At 71.2% G+C, this 24433-nt stretch carries 24 protein-coding genes and 1 riboswitch; of the genes, 18 read left to right on the top strand and 6 right to left on the bottom strand.

Going from position 1 to position 24433, the window contains the following annotated elements:
* Nucleotides 1-159 precede the first annotated feature (159 nt).
* The 5 genes from IE200_RS05070 (at nt 160) to IE200_RS05050 (ending at nt 3739) form a co-directional block, all read left to right on the top strand.
* Nucleotides 160-453 (top strand): DUF3263 domain-containing protein, encoded by a 294-nt coding sequence (locus tag IE200_RS05070; protein ID WP_191278286.1) that lies wholly within the window; start codon nt 160-162, stop codon nt 451-453.
* Between the two features lie 42 nt (nt 454-495).
* Entirely contained in the window at nt 496-1035 is a 540-nt protein-coding gene (locus tag IE200_RS05065) for a LytR C-terminal domain-containing protein (RefSeq protein WP_191278284.1), read from the top strand.
* A 58-nt stretch (nt 1036-1093) separates the two neighbouring features.
* On the top strand, nt 1094-1924 hold the full coding sequence (gene otsB / locus IE200_RS05060) for a trehalose-phosphatase (RefSeq protein ID WP_191278281.1): 831 nt from the start codon (nt 1094-1096) through the stop codon (nt 1922-1924).
* A gap of 89 nt (nt 1925-2013) precedes the next feature.
* Nucleotides 2014-2152, top strand: a riboswitch (SAM riboswitch).
* A gap of 10 nt (nt 2153-2162) precedes the next feature.
* Nucleotides 2163-3467, top strand: a complete 1305-nt coding sequence (gene thrC, locus IE200_RS05055; protein WP_191278280.1) for a threonine synthase — start codon at nt 2163-2165, stop codon at nt 3465-3467.
* Nucleotides 3464-3739 (top strand): MoaD/ThiS family protein, encoded by a 276-nt coding sequence (locus IE200_RS05050; RefSeq protein ID WP_191278278.1) that lies wholly within the window; start codon nt 3464-3466, stop codon nt 3737-3739. Before thrC ends, IE200_RS05050 begins: the two co-directional genes overlap by 4 nt.
* 15 nt (nt 3740-3754) lie before the next feature.
* Here the strand turns inward: IE200_RS05050 and IE200_RS05045 are convergent, their stop codons facing one another.
* Both IE200_RS05045 and IE200_RS05040 read right to left on the bottom strand, forming a co-directional pair.
* Nucleotides 3755-4252: a GDYXXLXY domain-containing protein gene (locus tag IE200_RS05045; protein ID WP_191278276.1), complete on the bottom strand. Its 498-nt coding sequence runs from the start codon at nt 4250-4252 to the stop codon at nt 3755-3757.
* The gene (locus tag IE200_RS05040; protein WP_191278275.1) at nt 4249-5517 is read right to left on the bottom strand and encodes a DUF2157 domain-containing protein; all 1269 of its coding nucleotides are present in this window, start codon (nt 5515-5517) and stop codon (nt 4249-4251) included. The genes IE200_RS05045 and IE200_RS05040 overlap by 4 nt, the downstream gene beginning before the upstream one ends.
* A 124-nt stretch (nt 5518-5641) precedes the next feature.
* Between IE200_RS05040 and IE200_RS05035 the strand changes: the two genes are divergently transcribed.
* The 6 genes from IE200_RS05035 to IE200_RS05010 all read left to right on the top strand — a co-directional run bounded on the left by IE200_RS05035 (nt 5642) and on the right by IE200_RS05010 (nt 11282).
* Nucleotides 5642-6481, top strand: coding sequence for an SGNH/GDSL hydrolase family protein (locus tag IE200_RS05035; protein ID WP_229856132.1), 840 nt, complete (start codon nt 5642-5644; stop codon nt 6479-6481).
* Between the two features lie 9 nt (nt 6482-6490).
* Nucleotides 6491-7342: a class I SAM-dependent methyltransferase gene (locus IE200_RS05030; protein ID WP_191278273.1), complete on the top strand. Its 852-nt coding sequence runs from the start codon at nt 6491-6493 to the stop codon at nt 7340-7342.
* Nucleotides 7339-8202 carry an ATP-grasp domain-containing protein gene (locus IE200_RS05025; protein WP_191278272.1) on the top strand — a complete coding sequence of 288 codons (864 nt, stop codon included), beginning with the start codon at nt 7339-7341 and terminating at the stop codon, nt 8200-8202. Before IE200_RS05030 ends, IE200_RS05025 begins: the two co-directional genes overlap by 4 nt.
* Before the next feature lie 205 nt (nt 8203-8407).
* Nucleotides 8408-10036: a chaperonin GroEL gene (gene groL / locus IE200_RS05020; protein ID WP_191278271.1), complete on the top strand. Its 1629-nt coding sequence runs from the start codon at nt 8408-8410 to the stop codon at nt 10034-10036.
* 111 nt (nt 10037-10147) lie between these two features.
* Nucleotides 10148-10711 carry a hypothetical protein gene (locus IE200_RS05015; RefSeq protein ID WP_191278270.1) on the top strand — a complete coding sequence of 188 codons (564 nt, stop codon included), beginning with the start codon at nt 10148-10150 and terminating at the stop codon, nt 10709-10711.
* A 73-nt stretch (nt 10712-10784) separates the two neighbouring features.
* Nucleotides 10785-11282 carry a hypothetical protein gene (locus IE200_RS05010; protein WP_191278269.1) on the top strand — a complete coding sequence of 166 codons (498 nt, stop codon included), beginning with the start codon at nt 10785-10787 and terminating at the stop codon, nt 11280-11282.
* 12 nt (nt 11283-11294) lie between these two features.
* Here the strand turns inward: IE200_RS05010 and IE200_RS05005 are convergent, their stop codons facing one another.
* Together IE200_RS05005 and IE200_RS05000 are read right to left on the bottom strand one after the other, a co-directional pair.
* A complete protein-coding gene (locus IE200_RS05005; RefSeq protein WP_191278268.1) occupies nt 11295-12692 on the bottom strand; it encodes an MFS transporter in 1398 nt (465 codons plus the stop codon).
* Nucleotides 12689-14047: an MFS transporter gene (locus IE200_RS05000; protein ID WP_191278267.1), complete on the bottom strand. Its 1359-nt coding sequence runs from the start codon at nt 14045-14047 to the stop codon at nt 12689-12691. Before IE200_RS05000 ends, IE200_RS05005 begins: the two co-directional genes overlap by 4 nt.
* A 216-nt stretch (nt 14048-14263) precedes the next feature.
* Between IE200_RS05000 and IE200_RS04995 the strand changes: the two genes are divergently transcribed.
* From IE200_RS04995 to IE200_RS04975, 5 genes are read left to right on the top strand one after another with little or no spacing between them, the layout of a single operon-like run.
* On the top strand, nt 14264-17962 hold the full coding sequence (locus IE200_RS04995) for a nitrate reductase subunit alpha (protein WP_191278266.1): 3699 nt from the start codon (nt 14264-14266) through the stop codon (nt 17960-17962).
* A 1-nt stretch (nt 17963) separates the two neighbouring features.
* Entirely contained in the window at nt 17964-19619 is a 1656-nt protein-coding gene (gene narH, locus IE200_RS04990) for a nitrate reductase subunit beta (RefSeq protein WP_191278265.1), read from the top strand.
* Complete coding sequence (gene narJ / locus IE200_RS04985; protein ID WP_191278264.1) at nt 19616-20317, top strand: nitrate reductase molybdenum cofactor assembly chaperone; 702 nt, start codon at nt 19616-19618, stop codon at nt 20315-20317. The genes narH and narJ overlap by 4 nt, the downstream gene beginning before the upstream one ends.
* Complete coding sequence (narI, locus tag IE200_RS04980) at nt 20314-21045, top strand: respiratory nitrate reductase subunit gamma (RefSeq protein WP_191278263.1); 732 nt, start codon at nt 20314-20316, stop codon at nt 21043-21045. The genes narJ and narI overlap by 4 nt, the downstream gene beginning before the upstream one ends.
* Nucleotides 21042-21473 (top strand): CBS domain-containing protein, encoded by a 432-nt coding sequence (locus IE200_RS04975; RefSeq protein ID WP_191278262.1) that lies wholly within the window; start codon nt 21042-21044, stop codon nt 21471-21473. The genes narI and IE200_RS04975 overlap by 4 nt, the downstream gene beginning before the upstream one ends.
* Here IE200_RS04975 and IE200_RS04970 read toward each other — a convergent pair.
* On the bottom strand, nt 21442-22089 hold the full coding sequence (locus IE200_RS04970) for a vitamin K epoxide reductase family protein (RefSeq protein ID WP_229856129.1): 648 nt from the start codon (nt 22087-22089) through the stop codon (nt 21442-21444). The genes IE200_RS04975 and IE200_RS04970 overlap by 32 nt on opposite strands.
* A complete protein-coding gene (locus IE200_RS04965; RefSeq protein WP_191278261.1) occupies nt 22086-22805 on the bottom strand; it encodes a DsbA family protein in 720 nt (239 codons plus the stop codon). Before IE200_RS04965 ends, IE200_RS04970 begins: the two co-directional genes overlap by 4 nt.
* Before the next feature lie 138 nt (nt 22806-22943).
* On the opposite strand from IE200_RS04965, the gene IE200_RS04960 reads away from it, so the two are divergent.
* Together IE200_RS04960 and IE200_RS04955 are read left to right on the top strand one after the other, a co-directional pair.
* Entirely contained in the window at nt 22944-23495 is a 552-nt protein-coding gene (locus IE200_RS04960; protein ID WP_229856127.1) for a nucleotidyltransferase family protein, read from the top strand.
* A gap of 62 nt (nt 23496-23557) precedes the next feature.
* Nucleotides 23558-24433 carry an AAA family ATPase gene (locus IE200_RS04955; RefSeq protein ID WP_407940960.1) on the top strand — a complete coding sequence of 292 codons (876 nt, stop codon included), beginning with the start codon at nt 23558-23560 and terminating at the stop codon, nt 24431-24433.

Here is a 24433-nt window from a genome sequence, read left to right as displayed (position 1 = left end):
GTGGTGACACCGAGACCACCCCGCGGTGTCCCTCGTGGACGGGCTCCGGTTTGTCCAGACGACTCGCCGGAGGCGAATGACATCGTTGTGGTTCGTCGCCTAGACTGGACCCAGTCCACCCGGCCACGGGCGGACGTGGGGTCGAGGAGGAGCACACGCATGGACGCAGCGAAGCACGTCCCAACCGAGCAGGAGACTGCTGCCGGGCTGAGCCAGCGCGACCGCGACATCCTCGAGTTCGAGCGCCACTGGTGGAAGTACGCCGGCGCCAAGGAGCAGGCCGTCCGCGACAAGTTCGACATGTCCTCGACCCGCTACTACCAGGTCCTCAACGCCCTCATCGACCGTCCCGAGGCCCTCGAGGCCGACCCGCTCCTCGTGCGTCGACTGCGCCGGCTCCGCGCGTCGCGCCAGCGGCAGCGCTCCGCGCGCCGCCTCGGCTTCGAGATCTGACCCACGCGAAGACCCACCCACTCACGATTGGTCACCTTCCCCATGGCCTCCTTCCCCAGTCCCGGCCGTTCCCCGCACCGCCGCGCTCGCGACGAGCGCGGCGTGGCGTTCCCGTCGCCGCTCGTGATGCTCTCCGTCCTGGCCGTCGCCATGGCGTCGATCACCTTCATCGCCACACGCGACCAGGCGCCGACCGAGCGTCGGGTCGACACCGCCACGATCGCCAGCGCCGAGCAGTCGCCCTCGGTCGAGCCCGAGGCGACCCCGACCGAGACCAAGGCCGCCAAGCCCAAGCCGCGGGTCCAGCGCGGCGAGGTCTACGTCGAGGTCTACAACAACTCCGGCATCAAGGGCCTCGCGGCCGCCACTGCCGCCCGGGCCACCGGCGTCGGCTGGTCGGTCGTGGGTGAGGACAACTGGCAGGGGCTCATCCCGACCAGCACCGTCTACTTCCCGCCGCGGCTCGAGGCGGCCGGCAAGCAGCTCGCCCTCGACCTCGGCATCAAGCGCACGGCACCCGCCGTGGGCGTGATGAAGCGCGACCGGCTGACGGTCATCCTCACCGCCGACGCGCCCCGCTGAGGCGCCCGGTCGCCGGGACGGTTCGGCGTGCGCGGGCCCCGCGTGGTTGGGTGAGTCCATGGAGTTCACCTCCGACGACGCGCGCGCCCACTACGACGCCGTGCGCGACGTCCTGGACGGAGTGGTCGTCGGCCTCGACTTCGACGGCACCCTCTCACCGGTGGTGGACGACCCGGAGGCGGCGCGCCTGCACCCCGGTGCGCCCGGTGCCCTCCTCGAGCTCGCGGAGGCGGTGCGTGCCGTCGCGGTGATCACCGGTCGTCCGGCCCGCCAGGCGATCGCGATGGGCGACCTCGACGCCCTCGGCGACGCCATGCTCGACCGGGGGGCCGAGCTCTTCGTGTTCGGCCAGTACGGCAACGAGAGGTGGTCGGCCACCGAGCAGCGGATCCGCTCGCCGCGCCCGCCGGCGGGGCTGGCGAGCTTCGAGCGCGAGCTGCCCCAGGTGCTCCGCAGCGCCGGCGCTGCCGAGGCCTACGTCGAGGAGAAGGGGCTCGCCGTCGCGGTGCACACCCGGCGGATGGACGACCCCGCCGGAGCCTTCGAGCGCCTCGTGAAGCCGATCGCGGCCCTGGCCGAGCGTCACCGCCTCACCATCGAGCCCGGCCGCAACGTCATCGAGGTGCGCTCGGGAGACATGCACAAGGGCCAGGCCCTGCGCGCCTTCGTCGCCGAGCAGGAGGCGGTCGGGGTGGTCTTCGGTGGGGACGACCTCGGCGACGTCGAGGCCTTCGAGGCCGTCCGCGCGCTGCGCGCCGACGGGCTGCCGGGACTGGTGGTGTGCTCGGCCTCGCAGGAGCAGCCCGACCTCGTACGCCTCGCCGACGTCGTCGTCGACGGTCCGCCCGGCGTGGTCGAGCTGTTGGGCGACCTCGCCCGCCGCCGCTGACCCGTCGCCCGGGGCGGCGGCGCCATGGTGCGGCGACCACATGCTGGACTCGATGTGCGCATCGTGAGACGACGCGCCTAGGCTGAGCCTGCTCATCATGAGGGACTGAGGGAACGGCCCGTCGAAGTCCCGGCAACCACTCGCGAGCCTCCTGTCCGGAATCGTCCGGCAGTCGCGGGAGCAGGTGCCAAATCCGGCCCACGCGAGAGTCGCGGGGACAGATGAGAAGGAGGACTTCATGAGCACCCTGCTGGACGAGACCACGAGCACGACCCGGCGCCACGGACTCCGGGAGGGTGCCTTCGGCAACGCCCGCTCCCTGGCCTGCCGGGAGTGCGGCCACGAGGTCGAGCTGGGCCCGTCGTACGCCTGTCCCGAGTGTTTCGGGCCACTGGAGGTGGCCTACGACTTCCCGACGGTGACCCGCGAGGAGATCGCCGCCGGACCCCGCAACATCTGGCGCTACAAGGCGCTGCTGCCGGTGCCCACCGACATCGAGCAGAGCCCCAACACCGAGCCCGGGTTCACGCGTCTGCTCGAGGCGAAGAACCTCGCCCGCGAGCTCGGCCTCGAGAAGCTGTGGGTCAAGGACGACTCGACCAACCCGACCAACTCGTTCAAGGACCGCGTGGTCGCGTGCGCCCTGAGCGCCGCCCGCGAGCTCGACGCGAAGGTCTTCGCCTGCCCCTCGACCGGCAACCTCGCCAACGCCGTCGCCGCGGCGGGTGCCCGCGCCGGGATCCCCACCGTGGTCTTCATCCCGAGCAACCTCGAGACGCCGAAGAAGGTCAACTCGGCGGTCTTCACCGAGAAGCTCGTCGCAGTCGACGGCAACTACGACGACGTCAACAAGCTCGCCTCCGAGATCGCCGGCGAGGAGGAGGGCTGGGCGTTCGTCAACGTCAACGTGCGCCCGTTCTACGCCGAGGGCTCCAAGACCCTCGGCTACGAGATCGCCGAGCAGCTCGGCTGGCGCTTGCCCGACCAGATCGTCATCCCGGTCGCCTCGGGCTCGCAGCTGACCAAGGTCGACAAGGCGTTCCAGGAGCTCATCGCCCTCGGCCTCGTCGAGGACAAGCCCTACAAGGTGTTCGGCGCGCAGGCGACCGGCTGCTCGCCGGTGTCCGTGGCCTACAAGGCCGAGACCGACGCGATCCGCCCGGTCAAGCCCGACACCATCGCCAAGAGCCTGGCGATCGGCAACCCCGCGGACGGCATCTACGTCCTCGACATCTGCCGCCGCACGGGCGGGGCGGTCGAGGACATCACCGACGACGAGGTCCGCGACGCGATCGTGCTGCTGGCCCGTACGGAAGGCATCTTCACCGAGACCGCCGGCGGCACCACCGTCGGCGTGCTCAAGAAGCTCGTGGAGACCGGCCAGCTCGACACCTCCCTCGAGACGGTCGTGATCAACACCGGCCACGGCCTCAAGACCCTCGACGCGGTGTCCGACCGGGTCGGCGCCGCCGCCACCATCGCCCCGAGCTACGACGCCTTCGTGGCGTCCGGCATCCTCCGAGAGGCAGGACCCCAGTCATGAGCGTCTCCGTACGGATCCCCACCATCCTCCGCACCTACACCGGGGGCGAGTCCGAGGTCGCCGCGGAGGGTGACACGCTCGCCGCCGTGCTCGACGACCTCGACGCCCGCTATGCCGGGATCAAGGGCAGGATCCTCGACGAGGCGGGCCAGCTGCGGCGCTTCGTCAACGTCTACGTCGGCAACGACGACGTGCGCTTCCTCGACGAGCTGCAGACCGCGACGCCCGACGGCGTGCAGGTCTCGGTGATCCCGGCGGTCGCCGGCGGCTGAGGTCGTGACGGCGGCTCAGGGCTCGCGCACGTCCACCACGGCTGCGTTGCCGCGTCCGTCGACGCGGAGCTCCGCGACGGCGCCGTCGCGCAGCAGGTCCTCGGTCTCGCGCGCCTGGTCCTGCGGCAGGAAGAAGCTCTCGATGCCGCACCGGATCTGCCACGAGCGGTCGTCGCAGGCCAGGTAGGGGCCGTCCTCGGGGCGCTCGCGCGACCAGTCCGAGGCCTTCCAGACGCCGTCGGCCTCGGCGAGGCTGATGTAGAGGTCGCCGGACTCCCCGTCGTCCAGGGCGCCGAGCCCGGGCTCGACCATGGACTGCGAGTCGTCGTGGCGCAGGTCCGGGTAGTCGAGCGCGACGTACGCCCCCCGGAACGGGTCGATCGGGTCCAGCGGCGCCACCCGTACGAGGTAGGAGTCGCCCGCCACCCGGGCGGACAGCTGCGGCGCGACGCCCAGCCCGACCAGGACGAGCTGGCTCACGGCGACGAGGCCGGTGGTCACGGTGCGGTTCATCGCTCGGTTCCCTTCGGTGAGGTGGGGCGCGAGCCGGGGCCCGCGTCGGAGCCGGGCTCGAGGGCTGAGGCGAGCTCGCGGCGCGCCCGGTCGAAGAGGAAGCCGGTGCCGAGGAAGACCGTGCCCAGGACGACGAAGAGCCAGGCCCCCGTGACGATGGGGGCGAAGACGGCGAAGCTCTGGAAGGTCGTGAACCCGACGAGCCCGATCATCGCCATCCAGGTGAGCGGCGGGTGGTCACGCAGCGTGCCGAGGGCCACCAGGCCCACAGCCAGGACGACGTAGGCGAGGACCGAGATCGCAGCGTGCGCCCAGTCGGCAGCGTCGATGTCGGAGGTGTCTGTGCCAGTGGTCCAGAGACCGATCAAGGTCGCTGCCACCAGGACCACCACCGCGCCCAGCGGCTCCAGGATGCGCGCGCCGGGACGTACGAGCGCTGCCGCGAGCGTGGCGACGCCGGCGAGGACCAGCGCGACCACCAGCCAGGTGCTCCAGGAGATCCCGTCGCTGCCGACGTCCGGGATGGCGGCGACGAACAGCGCCAGCAGCGCCATGCCGCCCGCGACGGTGCGCCAGGTCCAGGCGAAGGCCTCGATCCACCGGTCGTGCAGCACCGCCAGCGCGGCGGCCAGGACCGCCCCCGCCCCCATGAGCATCACGACCGTGAGGCCGTTGGGCGCGTCCCACAGGGGCTGCATGAACCACCACGTGACACCGGTGCCGACGCCGACGAGGAACGGCATGACCGCCCGGGTCACGTAGGCGTGCAGCAGCGTCCCGACGGCCCACAGGCCGACGAGGCGGGGCTCGTAGGCCGGGACCTGGAGCGACTGCGCGGCCTGGAAGATCACGGCACCGGCGCCGAGGGCGGCCAGCAGCCGTACGGCACCCACCACGGGCGCGGATGCACGGCGCGAGGCGAGCACCTCGCCGCCGACGAGGAAGGCCAGCCACAACGCCGCGATGGTCAGGAACCGCGCGAGGGGCGACAGGTCGTCGAGGTTGGCGGCGACCAGCCAGATGAGCCCGACGCCGACGAAGGCGGCGCCGAGGTAGAGGAAGACGCGGCCCATCCCGAGGCGGGCGTGGTGCTCGGCGGGGTACCGGGTCGCGACCCGGGTCGAGATGCGCGTGGCCTGGTCCTCGCTGATGATGCCCTGCGAGGTCCAGTCGGCCAGCTCGGTGCGCAGCCAGTCGAGCTGGCGCGGCGCGACGGGGCGGGTGGCGACGGCGGTCGCCGAACCCGGTGCGGGGGTGTCGTTCATGCCCTCAGCGTGACGCCGTGAGGAGGGTTTGTCCTGAGTACATCGACCCATGTGCGGGTGCCGTTGGGCCACCGGACACGCCCGCTTGTGCGGGCGTTCAGGTCGCCGTGGTCCAACAGGGGTCGTGGCGAGCAAGCACCTGACCCGGACCGGCATCGCGCTGGTCTTCCTCGCCGGTGCCGCGGGAGGCACGACGTACGCCGCCCGTGAGCTCCTGCGGCGCCAGGCGGCACAGGCCAGACGCGCGATCGGCAAGCCGCTCGGCGAGCAGGCGCCGGCCGCCGACCGACACTGGAGGAAGAGGTACGGCGCTCCCGTGGACCTGCTCCTGCTCGGCGACTCGGTCGCGGCGGGACTCGGGGCGGAGAAGCCCAAGCACACGCTCGGCGGGCGGCTCGCGCGCGGGATCGCCGCGGGCGCCGAGCGCTCGGTGCGGCTGCGGACCGCGGCGGTGGTCGGCTCGGAGAGCAGCATGCTCGCCGCCCAGCTCGCCTCGCTGCCACCGACGTACCGCCCGGACGTCGCCGTCATCGTCGTCGGCGGCAACGACGTCACCCACCGGGTGCCGGTGGCGGAGTCGGTGCGCCACCTCGCAGCGGCGATCGACGACCTGCGTGCGCGAGGGGCGGAGGTCGTGGTCGGCACCTGCCCCGACCTGGGGGCGCTGCGACCCGTTCCCCAGCCGCTGCGGGCGCTGGGCTCGCGGGCCTCCCGCCAGCTCGCGGACGCCCAGCGCGCCGCCGCACTCGAGCACGGCGCGCGCGTGGTGTCACTCGCGCACGTCGTCGGGCCGTTCTTCATCACGAATCCCGACGAGATGTTCAGCCTGGACCGGTTCCACCCCAGTGCTCACGGCTACAAGCGCACCGCCAAGGCGATGCTGCCCTCGGTCCTGGCCGCACTCGGCGTCGTCGAGGACGTGCCCTTCGGGCACCACGCGCCGGGGGGCGGCGGGTCAGGCTAGGGTTCCGGGGTGCGCACCACTGCTCGACGAGCCGGCCAGGCCGTCAAGAAGGCGGCCCGCAAGGCCGGTCGGATGCAGGCATCCGCCGAGCCCGAGGCGGCCGAGCGTCCGGCCGATCCCAAGGCCGAGCGCCGCCGGAGGCTGCTGGCCAGCAACCTGACCGAGCTCGCAGTCGAGTTCCGCACGGACAAGTGGGGCGTCCACAAGTACACCCCGCACTACGAGCGCCACCTCGAGCACCTGCGCGGGGAGTCCTTCACGCTGCTCGAGCTCGGGATCGGCGGCTACAAGAAGCGCCGTCGCAGCGGGGCCTCGATGAAGATGTGGCGCTGGTTCTTCCCCAAGGCACGGATCGTCGGCCTGGACATCGAGGACAAGACCTGGCTCACGCGGGGCCACATCCACGCCTACCACGGCGACCAGACGGACCCGGAGGTCCTGAAGCGGATCATCGACGAGCAGGGCGCCCCGCTGGTGGTGATCGACGACGGCAGCCACATCCCGGCCCACGTGCGCGAGTCGTTCCGGATCCTGTTCCCGCTGCTCCCCGATGGAGCGATCTACTGCATCGAGGACACGCAGACCTCCTACTGGCCGGCGTGGGGCGGCCAGCTCGACCCGCGCGCCCCCGGCACGTCGATGGACCTGGTCAAGGACCTCGTCGACGGCCTCAACCACGAGGAGTTCCTCGTCGAGGGCTACGAGCCCACCTACACCGACCAGTGGGTGCGGGCCGTGCACTGCTACCACAACCTCGTGATCATCGAGAAGGGCGACAACCGCGAGGGCACCAACCGCGACGACGTCGCGCACGAGCTCTACGGGTCCTCCGAGCTGCCCGCGGAGCCCCACCGGGCATGACGGTCCTGCTCGCCACGAGCGGCGACCTGCCCCGGGGCGAGCCCGGCGCGGTCGCGCTCGACGCGGTCCTGCGCGAGCGGGGAGTCGACGCCGGGTGGGCGCGGTGGGACGACCCGACCGTGGACTGGGCAGCGGCCGAGCTCGTCGCCGTCCGGTCGACGTGGGACTACGTCACCCGCCACGCGGAGTTCCTCGCGTGGGCCGCCTCGCTGGACCAGTCCCGGCTGCTCAACGGCGCGGACGTCTTCGCCTGGAACCACGACAAGCGCTACCTCACCGAGCTGGACGGGCTGCCGGTCGTCCCGACGGTGCTGGCCGACGACCGCGCCGGGCTCGCCGCGGGCGTACGCCGTTTCGGCACCGCCGTGGTCAAGCCGCGCGTCGGCGCCGGCGGCGCGGGGCTGCTCGTGGTCACCGACCCCGACGACCCGCGCCTGGGCCGCCCGGTCCGGAGCCACCCCGACTACCCCGAGGTCGGCGGCCCCTGGGTGGTCCAGCCGCTGGTCGAGTCGATCCGCACCCACGGCGAGGCGTCGGTCTACGTCATCGACGGGCGTGTCGGCCAGCGCTTCGACAAGCTGCCCGGTGCGGGCGACGTCCGCGTCAACGAGGAGTTCGGCGGCCGGGTGCGGGCCGCGGCGACCGGCGACGTGGGCGACCTGGCGTTGCAGGCGTACGACGCGCTGGCGGAGCGCTTCGGACGACCGGTCGACTACCTGCGCGTCGACCTCTTGCAGTGGGAGGGCGGATGGGCGGTCAGCGAGCTCGAGCTGATCGAGCCCGGGCTCTACCTCGACGTCTCGCCGGCCAACGCCCGGCCCTTCGCCGACCTGCTCGAGGCCCGGCTCGCGCGTCTGTGACGGTGCCGATGCGTTTGCACTCTCAAGGGGCGAGTGCTAAACATGACGTTGGCACTCTCGTCATGAGAGTGACAACGACCCAGGTGATGCTGAGGTCCGCAGAAGCCGACGGGAATGGATCGTCGGCGGAGCGGGTCGTCCGTCGCGGGCAGCCCGCCGGGAGTCGTACCCACAGAACTCACGTCGACAGGAATCGCGAAGAGTTATGCCGAAGCTGATTGCTTTCAACGAGGAGGCCCGCCGCGGCCTCGAGCGGGGTATGAACACCCTCGCCGACGCGGTCAAGGTCACCCTGGGCCCCAAGGGCCGCAACGTCGTCCTGGAGAAGAAGTGGGGCGCCCCCACGATCACCAACGACGGTGTCTCGATCGCGAAGGAGATCGAGCTGGAGGACCCCTACGAGAAGATCGGCGCCGAGCTGGTCAAGGAGGTCGCCAAGAAGACCGACGACGTCGCCGGTGACGGCACGACGACGGCCACCGTCCTGGCCCAGGCCATGGTGCGCGAGGGCCTGCGCAACGTCGCGGCCGGCGCCAACCCGATGGGTCTCAAGCGCGGCATCGAGGCCGCCGTCGCCGCCGTGTCCGAGCAGCTGCTCGCGATGGCCAAGGACGTCGAGACCAAGGAGCAGATCGCCTCCACCGCCTCCATCTCCGCCGCTGACACCACCGTCGGCGAGATCATCGCCGAGGCGATGGACAAGGTCGGCAAGGAAGGCGTCATCACCGTCGAGGAGTCCAACACCTTCGGGCTGGACCTCGAGCTGACCGAGGGCATGCGGTTCGACAAGGGCTACATCTCGGCCTACTTCGCCACCGACCTCGAGCGCATGGAGGCCGTGCTGGAGGACCCCTACGTCCTCATCGTCAACTCCAAGGTGTCGACGGTCAAGGACCTGCTCCCGCTGCTGGAGAAGGTCATGCAGTCCGGCAAGCCGCTGCTGATCATCGCCGAGGACGTCGACGGCGAGGCGCTGTCGACCCTGGTGGTCAACAAGATCAAGGGCACCTTCAAGTCCGTCGCCGTCAAGGCCCCGGGCTTCGGTGACCGCCGCAAGGCCATGCTGCAGGACATCGCCATCCTCACCGGTGGCCAGGTCATCTCCGAGGAGGTCGGCCTCAAGCTCGAGTCCGCCGGTCTGGAGCTGCTCGGCCAGGCGCGCAAGGTCGTCATCACCAAGGACGAGACCACCATCGTCGAGGGCGCGGGCGACCAGGGCCAGATCGAGGGCCGGGTCAACCAGATCCGCGCCGAGATCGAGAAGTCGGACTCCGACTACGACCGCGAGAAGCTCCAGGAGCGCCTCGCCAAGCTGGCCGGCGGCGTGGCCGTCATCAAGGTCGGCGCGGCCACCGAGGTCGAGCTCAAGGAGCGCAAGCACCGCATCGAGGACGCCGTCCGCAACGCCAAGGCTGCGGTCGAGGAGGGCATCGTCGCCGGCGGCGGCGTGGCGCTCGTCCAGGCGGCTGCCACCGCGTTCGACAAGCTCGAGCTCTCGGGCGACGAGGCCACCGGCGCCAACATCGTGCGCGTCGCCACCTCGGCCCCGCTCAAGCAGATCGCGGTCAACGCCGGCCTCGAGGGCGGCGTCGTGGCGGAGAAGGTCGCCAACCTCGACGCGGGTCACGGCCTCAACGCCGCGACCGGCGAGTACGTCGACATGATCGCCGAGGGCATCATCGACCCGGCGAAGGTCACCCGCTCCGCGCTGCAGAACGCCGCGTCGATCGCCGCGCTGTTCCTCACCACCGAGGCCGTCGTGGCCGACAAGCCCGAGAAGGCGCCGGCCATGCCCGGTGGCGACATGGGCGGCATGGGCGGCATGGACTTCTGATCCCTGGATCGTCCACCGCTCCACCAGCACCACCAGCAGGGCCCCCGCTCCGGCGGGGGCCCTGTGCCGTTCCGGGCGGCTCGGCAGGGGAGGCGCTGGTAGGAATGCCCCATGCGCCTACCCGTCCCCGGCCCCCGCGACGTGATCTCCGCCCTCGAGCGAGGCGGTGACCAGGTCGAGGCCCTCCTCGGCGCGGTCCCGCGGACGCTGGCGCTGCTCGACGACGCCGAGCGGCTCCTGGTCCGCGCGTCGGCCGCGATCGACCGCGTCCGTGAGGTCACCGAGGCGGCCAACGTCGTCGTCGTCCGTGCCGGCGCGGTCGTCGAGGACGCCGACACCCAGGTCACCCGGGTGACGTCGCTCCTCGACGCGACCGAGCCGTCGCTCCTCCGGCTGCAGCCGACGCTGGAGACGCTCGCCGAGACCACCCACCCCGACGAGGTGAAGGCGCTGGTGCAGCTCGTCGACCACCTGCCCGAGCTCACCGCGCGCGTCGAGGGCGACGTCCTGCCGGTCCTGACGACGCTGGGCACGGTGGCGCCCGACATGCACGACCTCCTGACGGTCGCCCGCGAGCTCAACGACATGCTCGCCAAGGTCCCCGGGCTGGGGCGGATCAAGCGCCGCATCGACGAGGAGGAGGGCGAGGACGCCACCGAGGAGACGGTGAGGTGACCTCCCGCCCGGGAACCGGTCCGGCCTCCGGGCCGTCCCACTGACGTACGCCGACCGTGGAAGGACTCCAGCCATGAGCCGTCACCTGATCCGACCCCTGTCCGCCCGGGTGCTGCCCGCCCTCGCCGCGAGCCTCGCCCTCGTCGTCTCCGGATGCGGCGCCGACGAGGAGACCGCCGCCCCGCAACCTACGGCCACGAGCGAGAGCTCCGGCCCGGCCGGCGAGCAGACGCTCGCCCTGACCGCCGACGGCTCGACCACCGCCAGGTGCGCGATGCCGTCCGCAGAGGTCCTCGCGACCTTCGACACCGCCTTCGAGGGCACGGTGACGTCGATCGACGACGGCACGGTCACGCTCGACGTCGACCGCTGGTACGCCGGCGACGAGGCGTCGACGGTCACGGTCGAGGCGCCCAGCAAGGTCCTCGAGGACCTGCTGCTGGCCGTCGACTTCCAGGAGGGCAGGACCTACCTCGTCAGCGCCGACGGCGACCGGGTCACCCTCTGCGGCTTCACGTCCGAGACGACACCCGAGCTCGAGGCGATGTACGCCGAGGCATTCCCGGGCTGACGCAGCCCGACGTCACCCGGGCTTCGGCGCGCCCTTGCGTGCGTAGCGGACCCAGGTGATGGCCACGCACATGACGGCCCACGCGATCCCGATGGCGTAGAACGTGGTCGGTCCGAGCGTCGTGACACCGATCCCGAAGAAGAAGGGCCCGAAGGCGGCGATGGCCGCGGTCCAGCCGATGACGCCACCGGCCTGCCGCTTCTCGAAGATCATCGGCATCTGCTTGAACGTCGACGCGTTGCCGATGCCGGCGAACAGGAAGATCGCCAGCATGCCCCACAGGAACTGGTCGAACCCGGCGTCGAGGGTCGCGGCCGACGTCGTGTCGGGAGTCAGCGCGGGGATGGTGAAGGCGATGGAGATGATCAGCCCGACACCCGACACGAGGGTCCAGACCGCGCCGCCGGTGCGGTCGGTCAGCGGGGCGAACAGCACGCGTGCTCCGGCGCCGACCAGCGGGCCGAGGAAGACGAACTTCACCACGTCGGGGACCTCGTACCCCTCGATCAGCACCGTCGCGGCGGCACCGGTGCCCTGGACGATGTCGGGGTTGTTGATGCCGTAGAGGTCCGCCATGAGCAGGCCGAACTGGGCGGCCAGGCCCGAGAACGTGCCGAAGGTCATGATGTAGAGCAGCGTCATCAGCCACGTGTCGACGTTGCCGAAGATGTCGAACTGCTGACGGATGTTCGCCTTGATCGGCACCGACTTGAGCATCGTCCAGGCGAGGATCGCGGCAAGGACCATCAGCGGGATCCAGATGAACGCGGCGTTCTGGTACCAGACGTCCTGGGGCGCCTTGCCGGGCATGGAGATGGTCTGCTTCGACCCGAAGAACGCCAGCCACGAGAAGCCGATCAGGTACGGGGTGAGCAGCTGGACCGCCGAGACGCCGAAGTTGCCGATGCCGGCCTGGAGGCCGAGTGCCGTCCCCTGCTTGCGCTTGGGGAAGAAGTAGGACGTGCTGGGCATGAAGCCGGAGAACGCGCCCCCGCCGATGCCTGCCAGGAAGGCGAGCACCATGAGCTCCCAGTACGGCGCGGTCGGTTCCTGCACGCGTACGCCCCAGCCCAGGGTCGAGAAGACGAGGAGCAGGGACGTCAGGCTCACCATCTTGCGTGTGCCCATGATCGGCGGCAGGACCATCCACAGCAGCCGGAAGAGCCCCGCCGAGAGACCGGGCATGGCAGCCATCCAGTACAGCTGGGTGGTGGTGAAGCTGTAGCCGAGCGGGTTGAGCTTGGGGATCAAGGCGCTCGGGAGGAACCACGCCACGAAGGCGAGGAACAGGGCGAACGTGGTGAGCCAGAGGGTCCTCCACGCGAGCCGCTCGTCCCACGTCGCCTCGTTCTCCGGGTCCCAGGCCTCCAACCACTCCCCGCTCCTGCGTGACTGTGCGTCGGTCGTCATGCGCGTGCCTCCTCGGGCAGTCGGTCGGTCGTCAGGGCCGGTGCGGGCCGGCGTCCGTCGTCGGGGCTCTCGAGCCGGTGCGCCAGCTCGGGGGACTCGGCGTTGAGCATGTGCACGACGGTCCAGTGCATCCACACCGCGCAGACCAGGGTCAGCACGAACAGCACGAAGAACGTGCTGGAGGGGAAGCCGGACCACGCCTTGGTGTAGGCGAAGAGCGGCGGGAGGAAGAACCCGCCCAGGCCGCCGAGCATCCCCACCAGCCCGCCCACGGCGCCGACGTTGCCGGGGAAGTACTCCGGGATGTGCTTGAAGACCGCGGCCTTGCCCACGCCCATCGCGCAGCCGAGGGCGAACACCAGCAGCGCGAACGGCACCAGGCCGATGCTGTAGGCGAGGTGCTCGCTCTGCGAGCCGTCGGGCTGCACGATCACGATGTGGCCGTTCGGCATCATCAGGATGCCGGTGACCAGCAGCATCGCACCGAACGTCCAGTACATGACGCGGCGGGCGCCGAAGCGGTCGGACAGGTGACCGCCGTACGGCCGCAGCAGGCTCGCCGGGAAGATGTAGGTCGCGGTCAGCAGGGCCGCCGTCTGCAGGGAGACGTCGAAGTTGTCCAGGTAGTAGGTCGGCAGCCACGCGGCCAGCGCGACGTACGCACCGAACACCGCGACGTAGTAGAGGCTGAAGCGCCACACCCGGATGCTGCGCAGCGGTCGCACCTGCTCGCGCAGCGGCTGCCCGGTGCCGGGCGCGATGTCGTGGCTCGGGGTGCCGAACCACACCAGTGCGGCCATGAGCACCAGCAGCACGGCGTACACCACCGGGACGAGGCGCCAGCCGCCGTCGACGACCCCGAAGTACGTCGCCCCCGCGGTGCCCGCGATGAGGGGCGGTCCGATGAACTTCGTGACCGAGGCGCCCACGTTGCCGGCGCCGAAGAGGCCGAGCGCGAAGCCCTGGTGCTCGCGGGGCTGCCACGCGGAGTTCCACGCGATGCCGGAGGAGAAGGCGTTGCCGGCGAAGCCGACCAGGAACGCCAGCACGAGCAGTCCGCCGTACGACTCGACGCGCGAGACGAGGAAGGCGGGCACGGCGGTGGCGAGCAGGAGGAACGTCATCACCTTGCGGCCGCCGATGCGGTCGGTGACCATCCCGGCCGGCAGCCGCCACAGCGAGCCGTTGAGCGCGGCGGCGGCCACGACCCACGACAGCTGCACCTCGGAGAGCCCGAACTCCTCCTGGATGGGCTTGCCGAGGATGCCGAACATCAGCCAGACGGCGAACATCAGCGTGAACGCGACGGTGGACAGCCAGAGGACGCGGTTGCGTCCGGCCTGGGGCTCGCTCATCTCGACTCCTCCGCAGGACCGCCGTTCGCGGTCCCGTCAAGACGACTGTGGTGGATCGTGCCGGGTTCGCGCACGCTCCGAGGGCCAACTCGGGACCTAAGTCCTTTCATTGGTGACCTTGTGCTGCTCGTCCCTCCAGATGGTGGCGGTGGGACGGGAGTGATGTCTAGGGTCGAGAACGCCGGCCCCGGCTCGACCCTGTCCAGGAGGACCTCCATGCCGCTCGAGAGCTCACTGACGTCGGCACTGATCGGCAGCCGCCGGTTCTTCACCAAGGCGGAGGTGAGCGAGGATCAGCGGACCCTGCACAAGCAGGGCGGGCGCGAGGGCGACGTCTTCTACCGCGACCGGTGGAGCCACGACAAGGTCGTCCGGTCGACGCACGGCGTCAACTGCACCGGGTCGTGCTCGTGGAAGGTCTACGTCAAGGACGGGATCATCACCTGGGAGGCGCAGCAGACCGACTACCCCAGCGCCGGGCCGGACCGGCCGGAGTACGAGCCACGCGGCTGCCCGCGCGGCGCCGCGTTCAGCTGGTACACCTACAGCCCCACCCGGGTGCGCTACCCCTACGTCCGGGGCGTGCTGCTCGAGATGTTCCGCGCGGCCAAGCAGCGTCACGGGGACCCGGTCGTCGCGTGGGCCTCGATCGTGCAGGACGAGGAGAAGGCGCGGGCCTACAAGTCGGCCCGCGGCAAGGGCGGTCTCGTCCGGGCCACCTGGGACGAGGTCGCCGAGATCGTCGCCGCGGCACACGTCTACACGGTCAAGAGGTGGGGCCCCGACCGGATCGCCGGGTTCTCGCCGATCCCCGCGATGTCGCCGGTGTCGTACGCCTCCGGTGCGCGGTTCCTCGAGCTCATCGGGGCCCCGATGCTCTCGTTCTACGACTGGTACGCCGACCTGCCCAACGCCTCGCCGCAGATGTTCGGCGACCAGACGGACGTGCCGGAGTCCGGCGACTGGTGGGACGCCGCCTACCTGATGATGTGGGGCTCCAACGTCCCGATGACCCGCACCCCCGACGCCCACTGGATGACCGAGGCGCGCTACCGCGGGCAGAAGGTCGTGGCGGTCGCGCCCGACTACGCCGAGAGCGTGAAGTTCGCCGACGAGTGGGTCAGCCCCGCCCCCGGCACCGACGGGGCGCTCGCGATGGCGATGGGGCACGTCGTGCTCAAGGAGTTCTTCGCCGACGCGCGCACCCCATTCTTCGAGGCCTACAACAAGCAGTTCACCGACCTGTCCCACCTCGTGTGCCTCGAGCCGGGGGCCGACGGCGCCTGGCGTCCGGGCAAGTTCCTCGTCGAGGGCGACCTCGGCGGGACCAGCGAGAACGCGATGTGGAAGCCCGCCGTCATCGACGCCGCCACGGGCGAGGTCCGGATCCCGCACGGCTCGATCGGCGACCGCTTCGGCGAGGAGGGGAAGGGCCGGTGGAACCTCGAGCTCGGTGACATCGATCCCGCCCTCAGCATGTACGTCGACCACCAGGGCGGCGCCCGGGAGTCGGTCGAGGTCGAGCTGCCTCGCTTCGACGCGCCCGGCGGCAAGGTCGTGCACGAGCGCCGCGGCGTCCCGGTCGCGCGCGTGGGCGAGCGCGTGGTGACGACCGTGCTCGACCTCCTGCTCGCCCAGTACGGCGTCGCTCGCGCAGGCCTGCCCGGCACCTGGCCGCGCACGGGCGAGTCCGACCCGCACGGCTACGACGACCCCGCCGTCCCGGCCACGCCGGCCTGGCAGGAGCAGCACACCGGGGTCCCGGCCCAGCAGGTGGTGCGGCTGGCCCGCGAGTGGGCGCAGAACGCGATCGACACCGAGGGCCGCGGGATGATCCTGCTCGGCGCGGGCGTCAACCACTGGTTCCACTCCGACCAGATCTACCGCGCCATCCTCCTGCTCACCACGATCACCGGCACCCAGGGCCGCAACGGCGGCGGCTGGGCGCACTACGTCGGGCAGGAGAAGATCCGCCCGATCATGGGCTTCCAGCACATGGCGTTCGCGCTGGACTGGCACCGCCCGCCGCGCCACATGAACCAGACCGCCTACTGGTACGTCAACACCAGCCAGTACCGCTACGACGGCTTCAGCGCCGACGACCTCGACTCCGGCACGGGGGTCTTCGCCGGGAGGACCATGATGGACCTGCTCGCCCAGTCGGTCCGGCTCGGGTGGTCCCCGTCGTACCCCACGTTCGACCGCAGCAGCCTCCAGCTCGCCGACGACGCCGACGCGGCCGGCATGGACGCGCCGGCGTACGTCGCCCAGCAGCTCAAGGAGGGCAGCCTCCGCTTCGCGGTGGAGGACCCCGAGCACGAGGACAACCACCCGCGCGTGCTGTCGCTGTGGCGCTCCAACCTGCTCGGCTCCTCCGCCAAGGGCAACGAGTACTTCCTGCGCCACCTGCTCGGCACCGACTCCGCCGCCACGGCGACCGAGGCGCCGCCCGACAAGCGGCCCCGCGACATCGTGTGGGCCGACAAGGCGGCCGAGGGCCGGCTCGACCTGCTGACCACCATCGACTTCCGGATGACGTCGTCGACGATCTTCAGCGACGTCGTGCTGCCGGCCGCGACCTGGTACGAGAAGCACGACCTGTCGACCACCGACATGCACCCGTTCGTGCACTCGTTCAACCCCGCGATCGCGCCGCCGTGGCAGACCAAGTCGGACTGGGACACCTGGAAGGTGATCGCGAAGAAGTTCTCCGAGCTGGCCGTGGACCACCTCGGCACGCGCAAGGACGTCATCGCCAAGCCGCTGTGGCACGACACGCCGGAGGCGATGGCCACCGAGCACGGCGTGGTCAGGGACTGGAAGACCGGCGAGGTCGACCCGGTGCCCGGGAGGACCATGCCGGTCATCGCCGTGGCCGAGCGCGACTACACCGCGATCTTCGACAAGATGACCTCGATCGGCCCGCTGATGGAGAAGGTCGGGATGCTCACCAAGGGCGTCGCCTACGACGTGAAGCGCGAGGTCGAGATCCTGCGCCAGCGCAACGGCGTGGTCCACGGCGGCGCGGGCGACGGCCAGCCCAGGGTCGAGACCGACGTCCAGATGGCCGACGCGATCCTGCACCTGGCCGGGGTCTCCAACGGCCACCTCGCCACCCAGGGCTTCCGCTTCCTCGAGGAGCGCACGGGGATGCCCCTGCACGACCTCGCGGCCGAGCACGAGGGCAAGCAGATCACCTTCGCCGACACCCAGGTCGCGCCGGTGCCGGTGATCACCTCGCCGGAGTGGTCGGGCTCGGAGTCGGGCGGGCGTCGCTACAGCCCGTTCACCATCAACATCGAGCGCAAGAAGCCCTTCCACACCCTGACCGGTCGCCAGCAGTTCTACGTCGACCACGACTGGTTCCTCGGGATGGGCGAGATGCTGCCGGTCTACCGTCCGCCCCTCGACATGACCGCGCTGTTCGGCGAGACCCCGATCGGCGAGGTGAACGAGCTCGGTGTCTCGGTGCGCTACCTGACCCCGCACAACAAGTGGTCGATCCACTCCGAGTACCAGGACAACCTGTTCATGCTGTCGCTCTCGCGCGGTGGCCAGTCGGTGTGGGTCTCGGACCGCGACGCGGCCAAGATCGGGATCAAGGACAACGACTGGATCGAGATGGTCAACCGCAACGGCGTCGTCGCCGCCCGGGCGATAGTGAGCCACCGGATGCCCGAGGGCACGGTCTACATGCACCACGCGCAGGACCGGCTCATCGACGTCCCCCTCACCGAGCGGGACGGCAAGCGCGGCGGCATCCACAACAGCCTCACCCGGGTGCTGCTCAAGCCCAACCACATCGTCGGCGGCTATGCCCAGCTGGCCTACTTCTTCAACTACATCGGCCCGATCGGCAACAACCGCGACGAGGTCACGATGATCCGCAAGCGGACCGCGAAGGTGGAGTACTGACATGCGCGTGATGGCCCAGATGGCGATGGTCATGAACCTCGACAAGTGCATCGGGTGCCACACCTGCTCGGTGACCTGCAAGCAGGCGTGGACCAACCGCGCCGGCACCGAGTACGTCTGGTTCAACAACGTCGAGACCCGGCCGGGCCTGGGCTACCCCCGGACGTACGAGGACCAGGACGAGTGGCAGGGCGGCTGGGTCCGCAAGCCCAACGGTCGCCTCGCGCTCCGGGCGGGCGGACGGGTCAAGAAGCTGTTGAGCATCTTCTCCAACCCCAAGCTGCCCTCGATCGACGACTACTACGAGCCGTGGACCTACGACTACGAGACGCTGACGAGCTCGCCGCAGACCGACACCTTCCCGGTGGCGCGGCCCAAGAGCCTGATCTCGGGCGAGGACATGAACGTCGAGTGGTCGGCCAACTGGGACGACGACCTCGGTGGCTCGCAGGAGCACGCCGCGCGCGACGTGATGCTCAAGGGCATCGAGGACAAGGTGAGGCTCGAGTTCGAGCAGACCTTCATGTTCTACCTGCCGCGCATCTGCGAGCACTGCCTCAACCCCTCGTGCGCGGCCTCGTGCCCGAGCGGTGCGATCTACAAGCGCGAGGAGGACGGCATCGTCCTCGTCGACCAGGACCGCTGCCGCGGCTGGCGGATGTGCGTCTCGGGCTGCCCGTACAAGAAGGTCTACTTCAACCACAAGACCGGCAAGGCCGAGAAGTGCACCTTCTGCTACCCGCGCGTAGAGGTCGGCATCCCGACGGTCTGCTCGGAGACCTGCGTGGGTCGCCTGCGCTACATCGGCCTGGTGCTCTACGACGCCGACAAGGTCCTCGAGGCGGCGAGCATCGAGGACGAGCACGCGCTGTACGACGCCCAGCGCGCGTGCTTCCTCGACCCCGAGGACCCCGAGGTCCAGCGGGCGGCCGAGCAGGCCGGGATCCCGGGTGACTGGGTGGAGGCGGCGAGGAAGTCCCCGGTGTGGGCGCTGATCAACCGCTACGAGGTCGCTCTGCCACTGCACCCGGAGTACCGGACGATGCCGATGGTCTGGTACATCCCGCCGCTGTCGCCGGTCGTCGACGTCGTCCGCGACACGGGTGAGGACGCGGAGGACCGGGGCAACCTGTTCGCGGCGATCGACACGCTGCGCATCCCGGTCGAGTACCTCGCCAACCTCTTCACCGCCGGCGACACGGTGCCCGTCGACCGGGTGCTCAAGAAGCTCGCCGCGATGCGCTCCTACATGCGCGACATCAACCTCGGTCGCGATCCCGACGAGTCGATCCCGGCAGCCGTGGGGATGACGGGGGAGCAGATGTACGAGATGTTCCGCCTGCTCGCGATCGCGAAGTACTCCGAGCGCTACGTCATCCCGCCGGCCCACGCCGAGCAGGCGCACGCCCTCGAGGAGCTCGCCACCGAGTGCCCGGTCAGCGAGTACGGCGGCGGCCAGCAGGACCTCTTCGGCGAGGGGTCGGGATACCCGACGCCCGTCGCGGTCGAGAACTTCCGGATGCTGCAGGACCGCCAGACCTCCGACACGCTCGCGGCGCCGGACGACAAGTCCTCGCGGGTGAACCTCCTCAACTGGGACGGCAAGGGCACCCCGGACGGGCTCTTCCCGCCGCGCAACGACGGGGGCGCCGCATGAGGCTCCGCCGCCGCCAGGCCGGGCCCGACCCGCAGGTCGTACGGACCTGGGCGGTCTGCTCGGCCCTGCTCGACTACCCGACCGAGGAGCTGCTCGCCTCGCTCGACGACCTCGCCGCGCTCGTGCCCGGCCACCCGCACCTCGCCCCGCTGCTCGACCACCTGCGGCACACGCCCCTCGCGCGGCTCCAGCAGGACTACGTCGCGACGTTCGACCACACGAGGAAGTGCGCGCTCTACCTGACCTACTTCGCCTTCGGGGACACCCGTCGGCGGGGCGCGGCGCTCGTGGAGTTCAAGGACGCCTACCGCCGGGGCGGGGTCGAGTGGGACGACAGCCTCGGCGAGCTGCCCGACCACCTCTGCGCAGTGCTGCAGTTCGGCGCGACCGTCGACGCCGACATCGCGCGGTCGCTGCTCCTCGACCACCGGGCGGGGGTGGAGATGCTGCGCCTCGCGCTCACCGGCTGGCGCAACGACGACGGCTCCACCGGCTCCCCGTGGGCCGCCGCGCTGGTGGCCCTGTGCGACACCCTGCCCGAGCTCGCCGGGGCCGAGGCCGACGCCGTGCGCCGTCTCGTCGAGCAGGGTCCGCCAGCCGAGGAGGTCGGCCTCGCGGGCTACGCCGCCGACCCGGCCCTCGCCTCCGGTCCCGCCCTCATCTCGTCCGCCGCCATCCCCGTAGGAGCACCCCGATGAACGTCTTCCTGTGGGTCATCGTCCCCTACCTGTGCCTCGCGGTGTTCGTCGTCGGGCACGTGTGGCGCTACCGCTACGACAAGTTCGGCTGGACCACGCGGTCCTCCCAGCTCTACGAGGACCGGCTGCTCCGGCTCGGCTCGCCGCTGTTCCACTTCGGCATGCTCGGCGTGGTGGGCGGGCACGTGGTCGGGCTGCTCGTGCCGCGCTCGTGGACCGACGCCGTCGGGGTCGACGACCACCTCTACCACTACCTCGCCGTCGGTGGCGGCCTCGCGGCGGGGATCGCGGCGGTGGTCGGCATGGTCATCCTGATCTACCGCCGCCGTACGGTCGGCCCCGTCTTCTCCGCCACGACGGTGATGGACAAGGTGATGTACGCCTTCCTCGCCGCGGCGATACTGCTGGGCATGTGGAACACCATCGCCGGGTCGATCTTCACCCTGGGCGGGGAGTACAACTACCGTGAGGGCGTGTCGGTCTGGTATCGCTCGTTCCTCGCCTTCCAGCCCGACGCCGACCTGATGGCCGCGGCCCCGATCGGCTTCCAGCTGCACGCCCTCGTCGCGTTCGCGCTGTTCGCGCTCTGGCCGTTCACCCGGCTGGTGCACGTCTTCTCCGCGCCGCTCGGCTACCTCACCCGCCCCTACGTCGTCTACCGCTCGCGCGATGACCGTCCCCTCGGCAACGCCGCGCCGCGCCGGGGCTGGGACCAGGTGCCGCGGTGACCACACTGGTCCGCGACCAGATGATCACCTCGCCGAAGACCCTGCCGGCGCGGGCGTCGGTCGAGGAGGCCAGGTCGGCGCTGGCGGACAGCCACGTCCATCTCCTGCTCCTCACCGAGGGCAGGACCCTGCGGGGGACGCTGACCCGTACGGACCTGCCGGCGACCGCGGCGGGGGACAGTCCGGCCCTCACGTGGTCGACGCTGGTCGGGCGGACCACGGCCCCGGACGTCCCCGCCGACCCGCTCCGGGACGCCCTCGTCCACACCGGCCTGCGCCGGCTGGCCGTCGTCGACGCGGAGCTGACGCTCCTCGGTCTGCTCTGCCTCAAACGATCCGGCGCAGGCTTCTGCTCCGACGCCGACGTCGCCTCCCGCGCACTGGCCGCCGACCAGCTCAGCCGAGGAGCACGCTGCCGTACCGCGTGACGAGCAGCAGGAGGATCCCGGCCAGCCACACCGCGGTCGCCAGCAGGTCGAGCCGGTGCCGTACGACCTCCTCGAGGAACCGTTGCGCCGCCCGCGGCAGGGGCAGGTTCCGCTCCAACACGTTGATCCGGGTCATCTCGACGAAGACGAACGTCGTGGCCACGGTCACCAGCAGGCACCACGGGCACACGGCGCCGATGGCGAAGATCGCCTGGTGGAGCAGCCAGTAGGCCAGCCCGAGCCCGAGGGTGTAGCCCACCTGCGCGGTCAGCATCATCCAGCGCGGGAGCCGTAGGCCGGAGAGGCCGGCCGCGGCGAGGGTCAGCACGACGGGCTCGCTGACCAGGCCGAGGAACGCGTTGGGGAAGCCGAAGACGGACGCCTGCCAGGAGCTGCCGACCGTGCCGCAGCTGACGACCGCGTTGATGTCGCACCCGAAGACGGCCTCGGGCTCCGCGGCGAGGGTGACCGCCTCAGCCGCCAGCACGAAGGAGGCGGTGAGGCTCGCCGCCGACCAGAGCAGCATCGCGAACCACGCGCCGCGGACCCGTGACCGGTCGGCTCCCCGGACGGGCCGCGCGCCGGTCGTGCCCCGGCGGGCTGCCTGGAGGGTCACGGGGCCGCCTGCCCGACGACGGACGCCAGCGAGCCGGGCTCGTAGGGGTCACCCGTGAACGGCTTGCCGTCGATGAGGATCGTGGGCGTCCCGGTGACGCCGCTGTCGAAGGCCCGAGTGGTCTGCTGGGCGATCCACGCCTCGTGGCGGCCCTCCGCGAACAGCGCCGCCACCTCCGACGGCACCCCGACGTCGCGGGCGATGCTCGCGAGCTGGTCGTCGGTCAGTCCCTCGGCTCCCTCGGCGGGCTGGTGCGCGTACAGCGCGCGGTGGAACGGCCAGGCGTGGTCCGGGTCGGCGTCCACCACCGTCGCCAGGGCGTTGGCGGAGCGGGTGGAGTACTCGGTGCCTTCGGACAGCTCGTCCAGGAAGGAGATGGGCCGGAGGTCGACGGTGACGTCGTCGGTCTGGAGCAGCTGGTCGAGGGTCCCGCCGTTGGCCTCCTCGAAGGCGCCGCAGGCCGGGCACAGGTAGTCGAAGTAGACCGTGACGGTCACCGGCCCGTCCCCGATGGAGATCGAGCCCTCCGGGCCGAGCCCGCTGGGCGCGACGACCTCGCCGTCGCCCGCGCGGGGAGCCGGGTCGGTCGTGGCGGGGTCGCGGACCACGACGGCGATGACGGCTACGACCAGGGCGACGAGGACGCCGATGCCGACCCGCCGGGCCACGCGGTAGCGGCTGTCCGACGGGCGCGTCGACCGGGTGCGGGTGCTCATGCGGTTTCCTTGCGTCGAGGTGGCGATCGTCTGTCGCCAGACTGCAAGCTGCGCACCGGGCCCGCCGCGGCCCAACGGCCCGACGTCGCGGGCCCAAGGTCCCGTCCGTGCGAGCCCGGGTCGTGCGATGCTGCCCGAGTGATCTCCGTCGTCGGCATGCTGCTCGCCGCGGGCGCGGGCGAGAGGTTCGGCGGTCCCAAGGCGCTGGCCCTCGACGACGACGGCACCTCGTGGCTGCTGCGGTCGGTGCAGGCGCTGCGCCCGTGCGCCGAGATCGTGGTGGTGGTGGGTGCCGAGGCCGCGCGGGCGTCCGCCCTGCTTCCGATGTCGGTCTCGCGGATCCGGTGCAACGACTGGGCCGAGGGGATGGGCGCCTCGTTGCGCTCGGGGCTCGAGGCGCTGTCCCGGACCGACCACGACGCCGTGCTCGTCTCGCTGGTCGACCTGCCCGACGTCGACGCGGCCGTCGTGGGCCGGGTGCTCGACGCGGCGACCGGGCGGGACGTCCTCGCGCGCGCGGCGTACGACGGGGTGCCGGGGCACCCGGTGCTCATCGGTCGCGACCACTGGGCGGGCGTGCTGGCGTCGGCGACCGGCGACCGGGGGGCGCGCGACTACCTCGCGACCCACGACGTGGAGCTGGTCGAGTGCGGCGACCTCGCCACCGGGACCGACGTCGACCACCGCTGACCCGCAGGGTCCGGCGGCCGCTCCAACGTACGACCAACGTGCCGGGTCGTAGCCTGAGGCACATGCACGGCATGGACTCCACCGCAGACGTGGCTGCCCGGCTCGCGGCCACCGGCTACCTCGCCGACGACGAGCTGGCGACCGTCGTGTTCCTGGCCGCGCGGATGCAGCGGCCGCTGCTGCTCGAGGGCGAGCCCGGCACCGGAAAGACCGCGCTCGCCGAGGCGCTCGCCCAGAGCCTCGACCTGCCGCTCGTGCGCCTGCAGTGCTACGAGGGCATCGACGCCAGCCAGGCGCTCTACGATTGGGACTTCCCCCGCCAGATCCTCCACCTCCGGGCGCTCGAGGCGGCCGGAGACGTGGACGCCAACGAGGCGGAGAAGAGCCTGTACGACGAGCGCTTCCTGCTGTCGCGGCCCGTGCTCGCCGCGCTGCGGCAGGCGCCCGCCGTGCTGCTGGTGGACGAGGTGGACCGGGCCGACGACGAGTTCGAGGCGTTCCTGCTGGAGGTGCTGTCGACCTGGCAGGTCACCATCCCCGAGTTCGGCACGGTGACCGCGCCGGAGCCGCCGCTGGTGGTGCTCACCTCCAACCGCACGCGCGAGCTCCACGACGCGCTCAAGCGCCGCTGCCTCTACCACTGGATCGACCACCCCGGCCTCGAGCGTGAGGTCGAGATCGTCCGCTCGCGCGCACCAGAGGTGAGCGAGGCCCTGGCCCGGCAGGTGGTCGGTCTCGTCCAGCAGCTGCGCCGGCGCGACGACCTGCTCAAGCCGCCCGGGGTCGCCGAGACCCTCGACTGGGCGCGCGCCCTCACCTACCTCGGGACGGTCGAGCTCGACCTCGCCTCCGCCGCGGCGACCCTCGGCGCGCTGCTGAAGTACCGCGAGGACGCCGACCGGGTGAAGGCCGCCCTGGACCGGATGCTGTCGAGATGA

Origin of the sequence: Nocardioides flavus (ex Wang et al. 2016) (assembly GCF_014653115.1) — a bacterium.
GTDB classification, from domain to species: domain Bacteria; phylum Actinomycetota; class Actinomycetes; order Propionibacteriales; family Nocardioidaceae; genus Nocardioides; species Nocardioides flavus.
The sequence above is the reverse complement of the archived record's forward strand: the minus strand, read 5'-3'. Positions and strand labels throughout refer to the sequence as shown.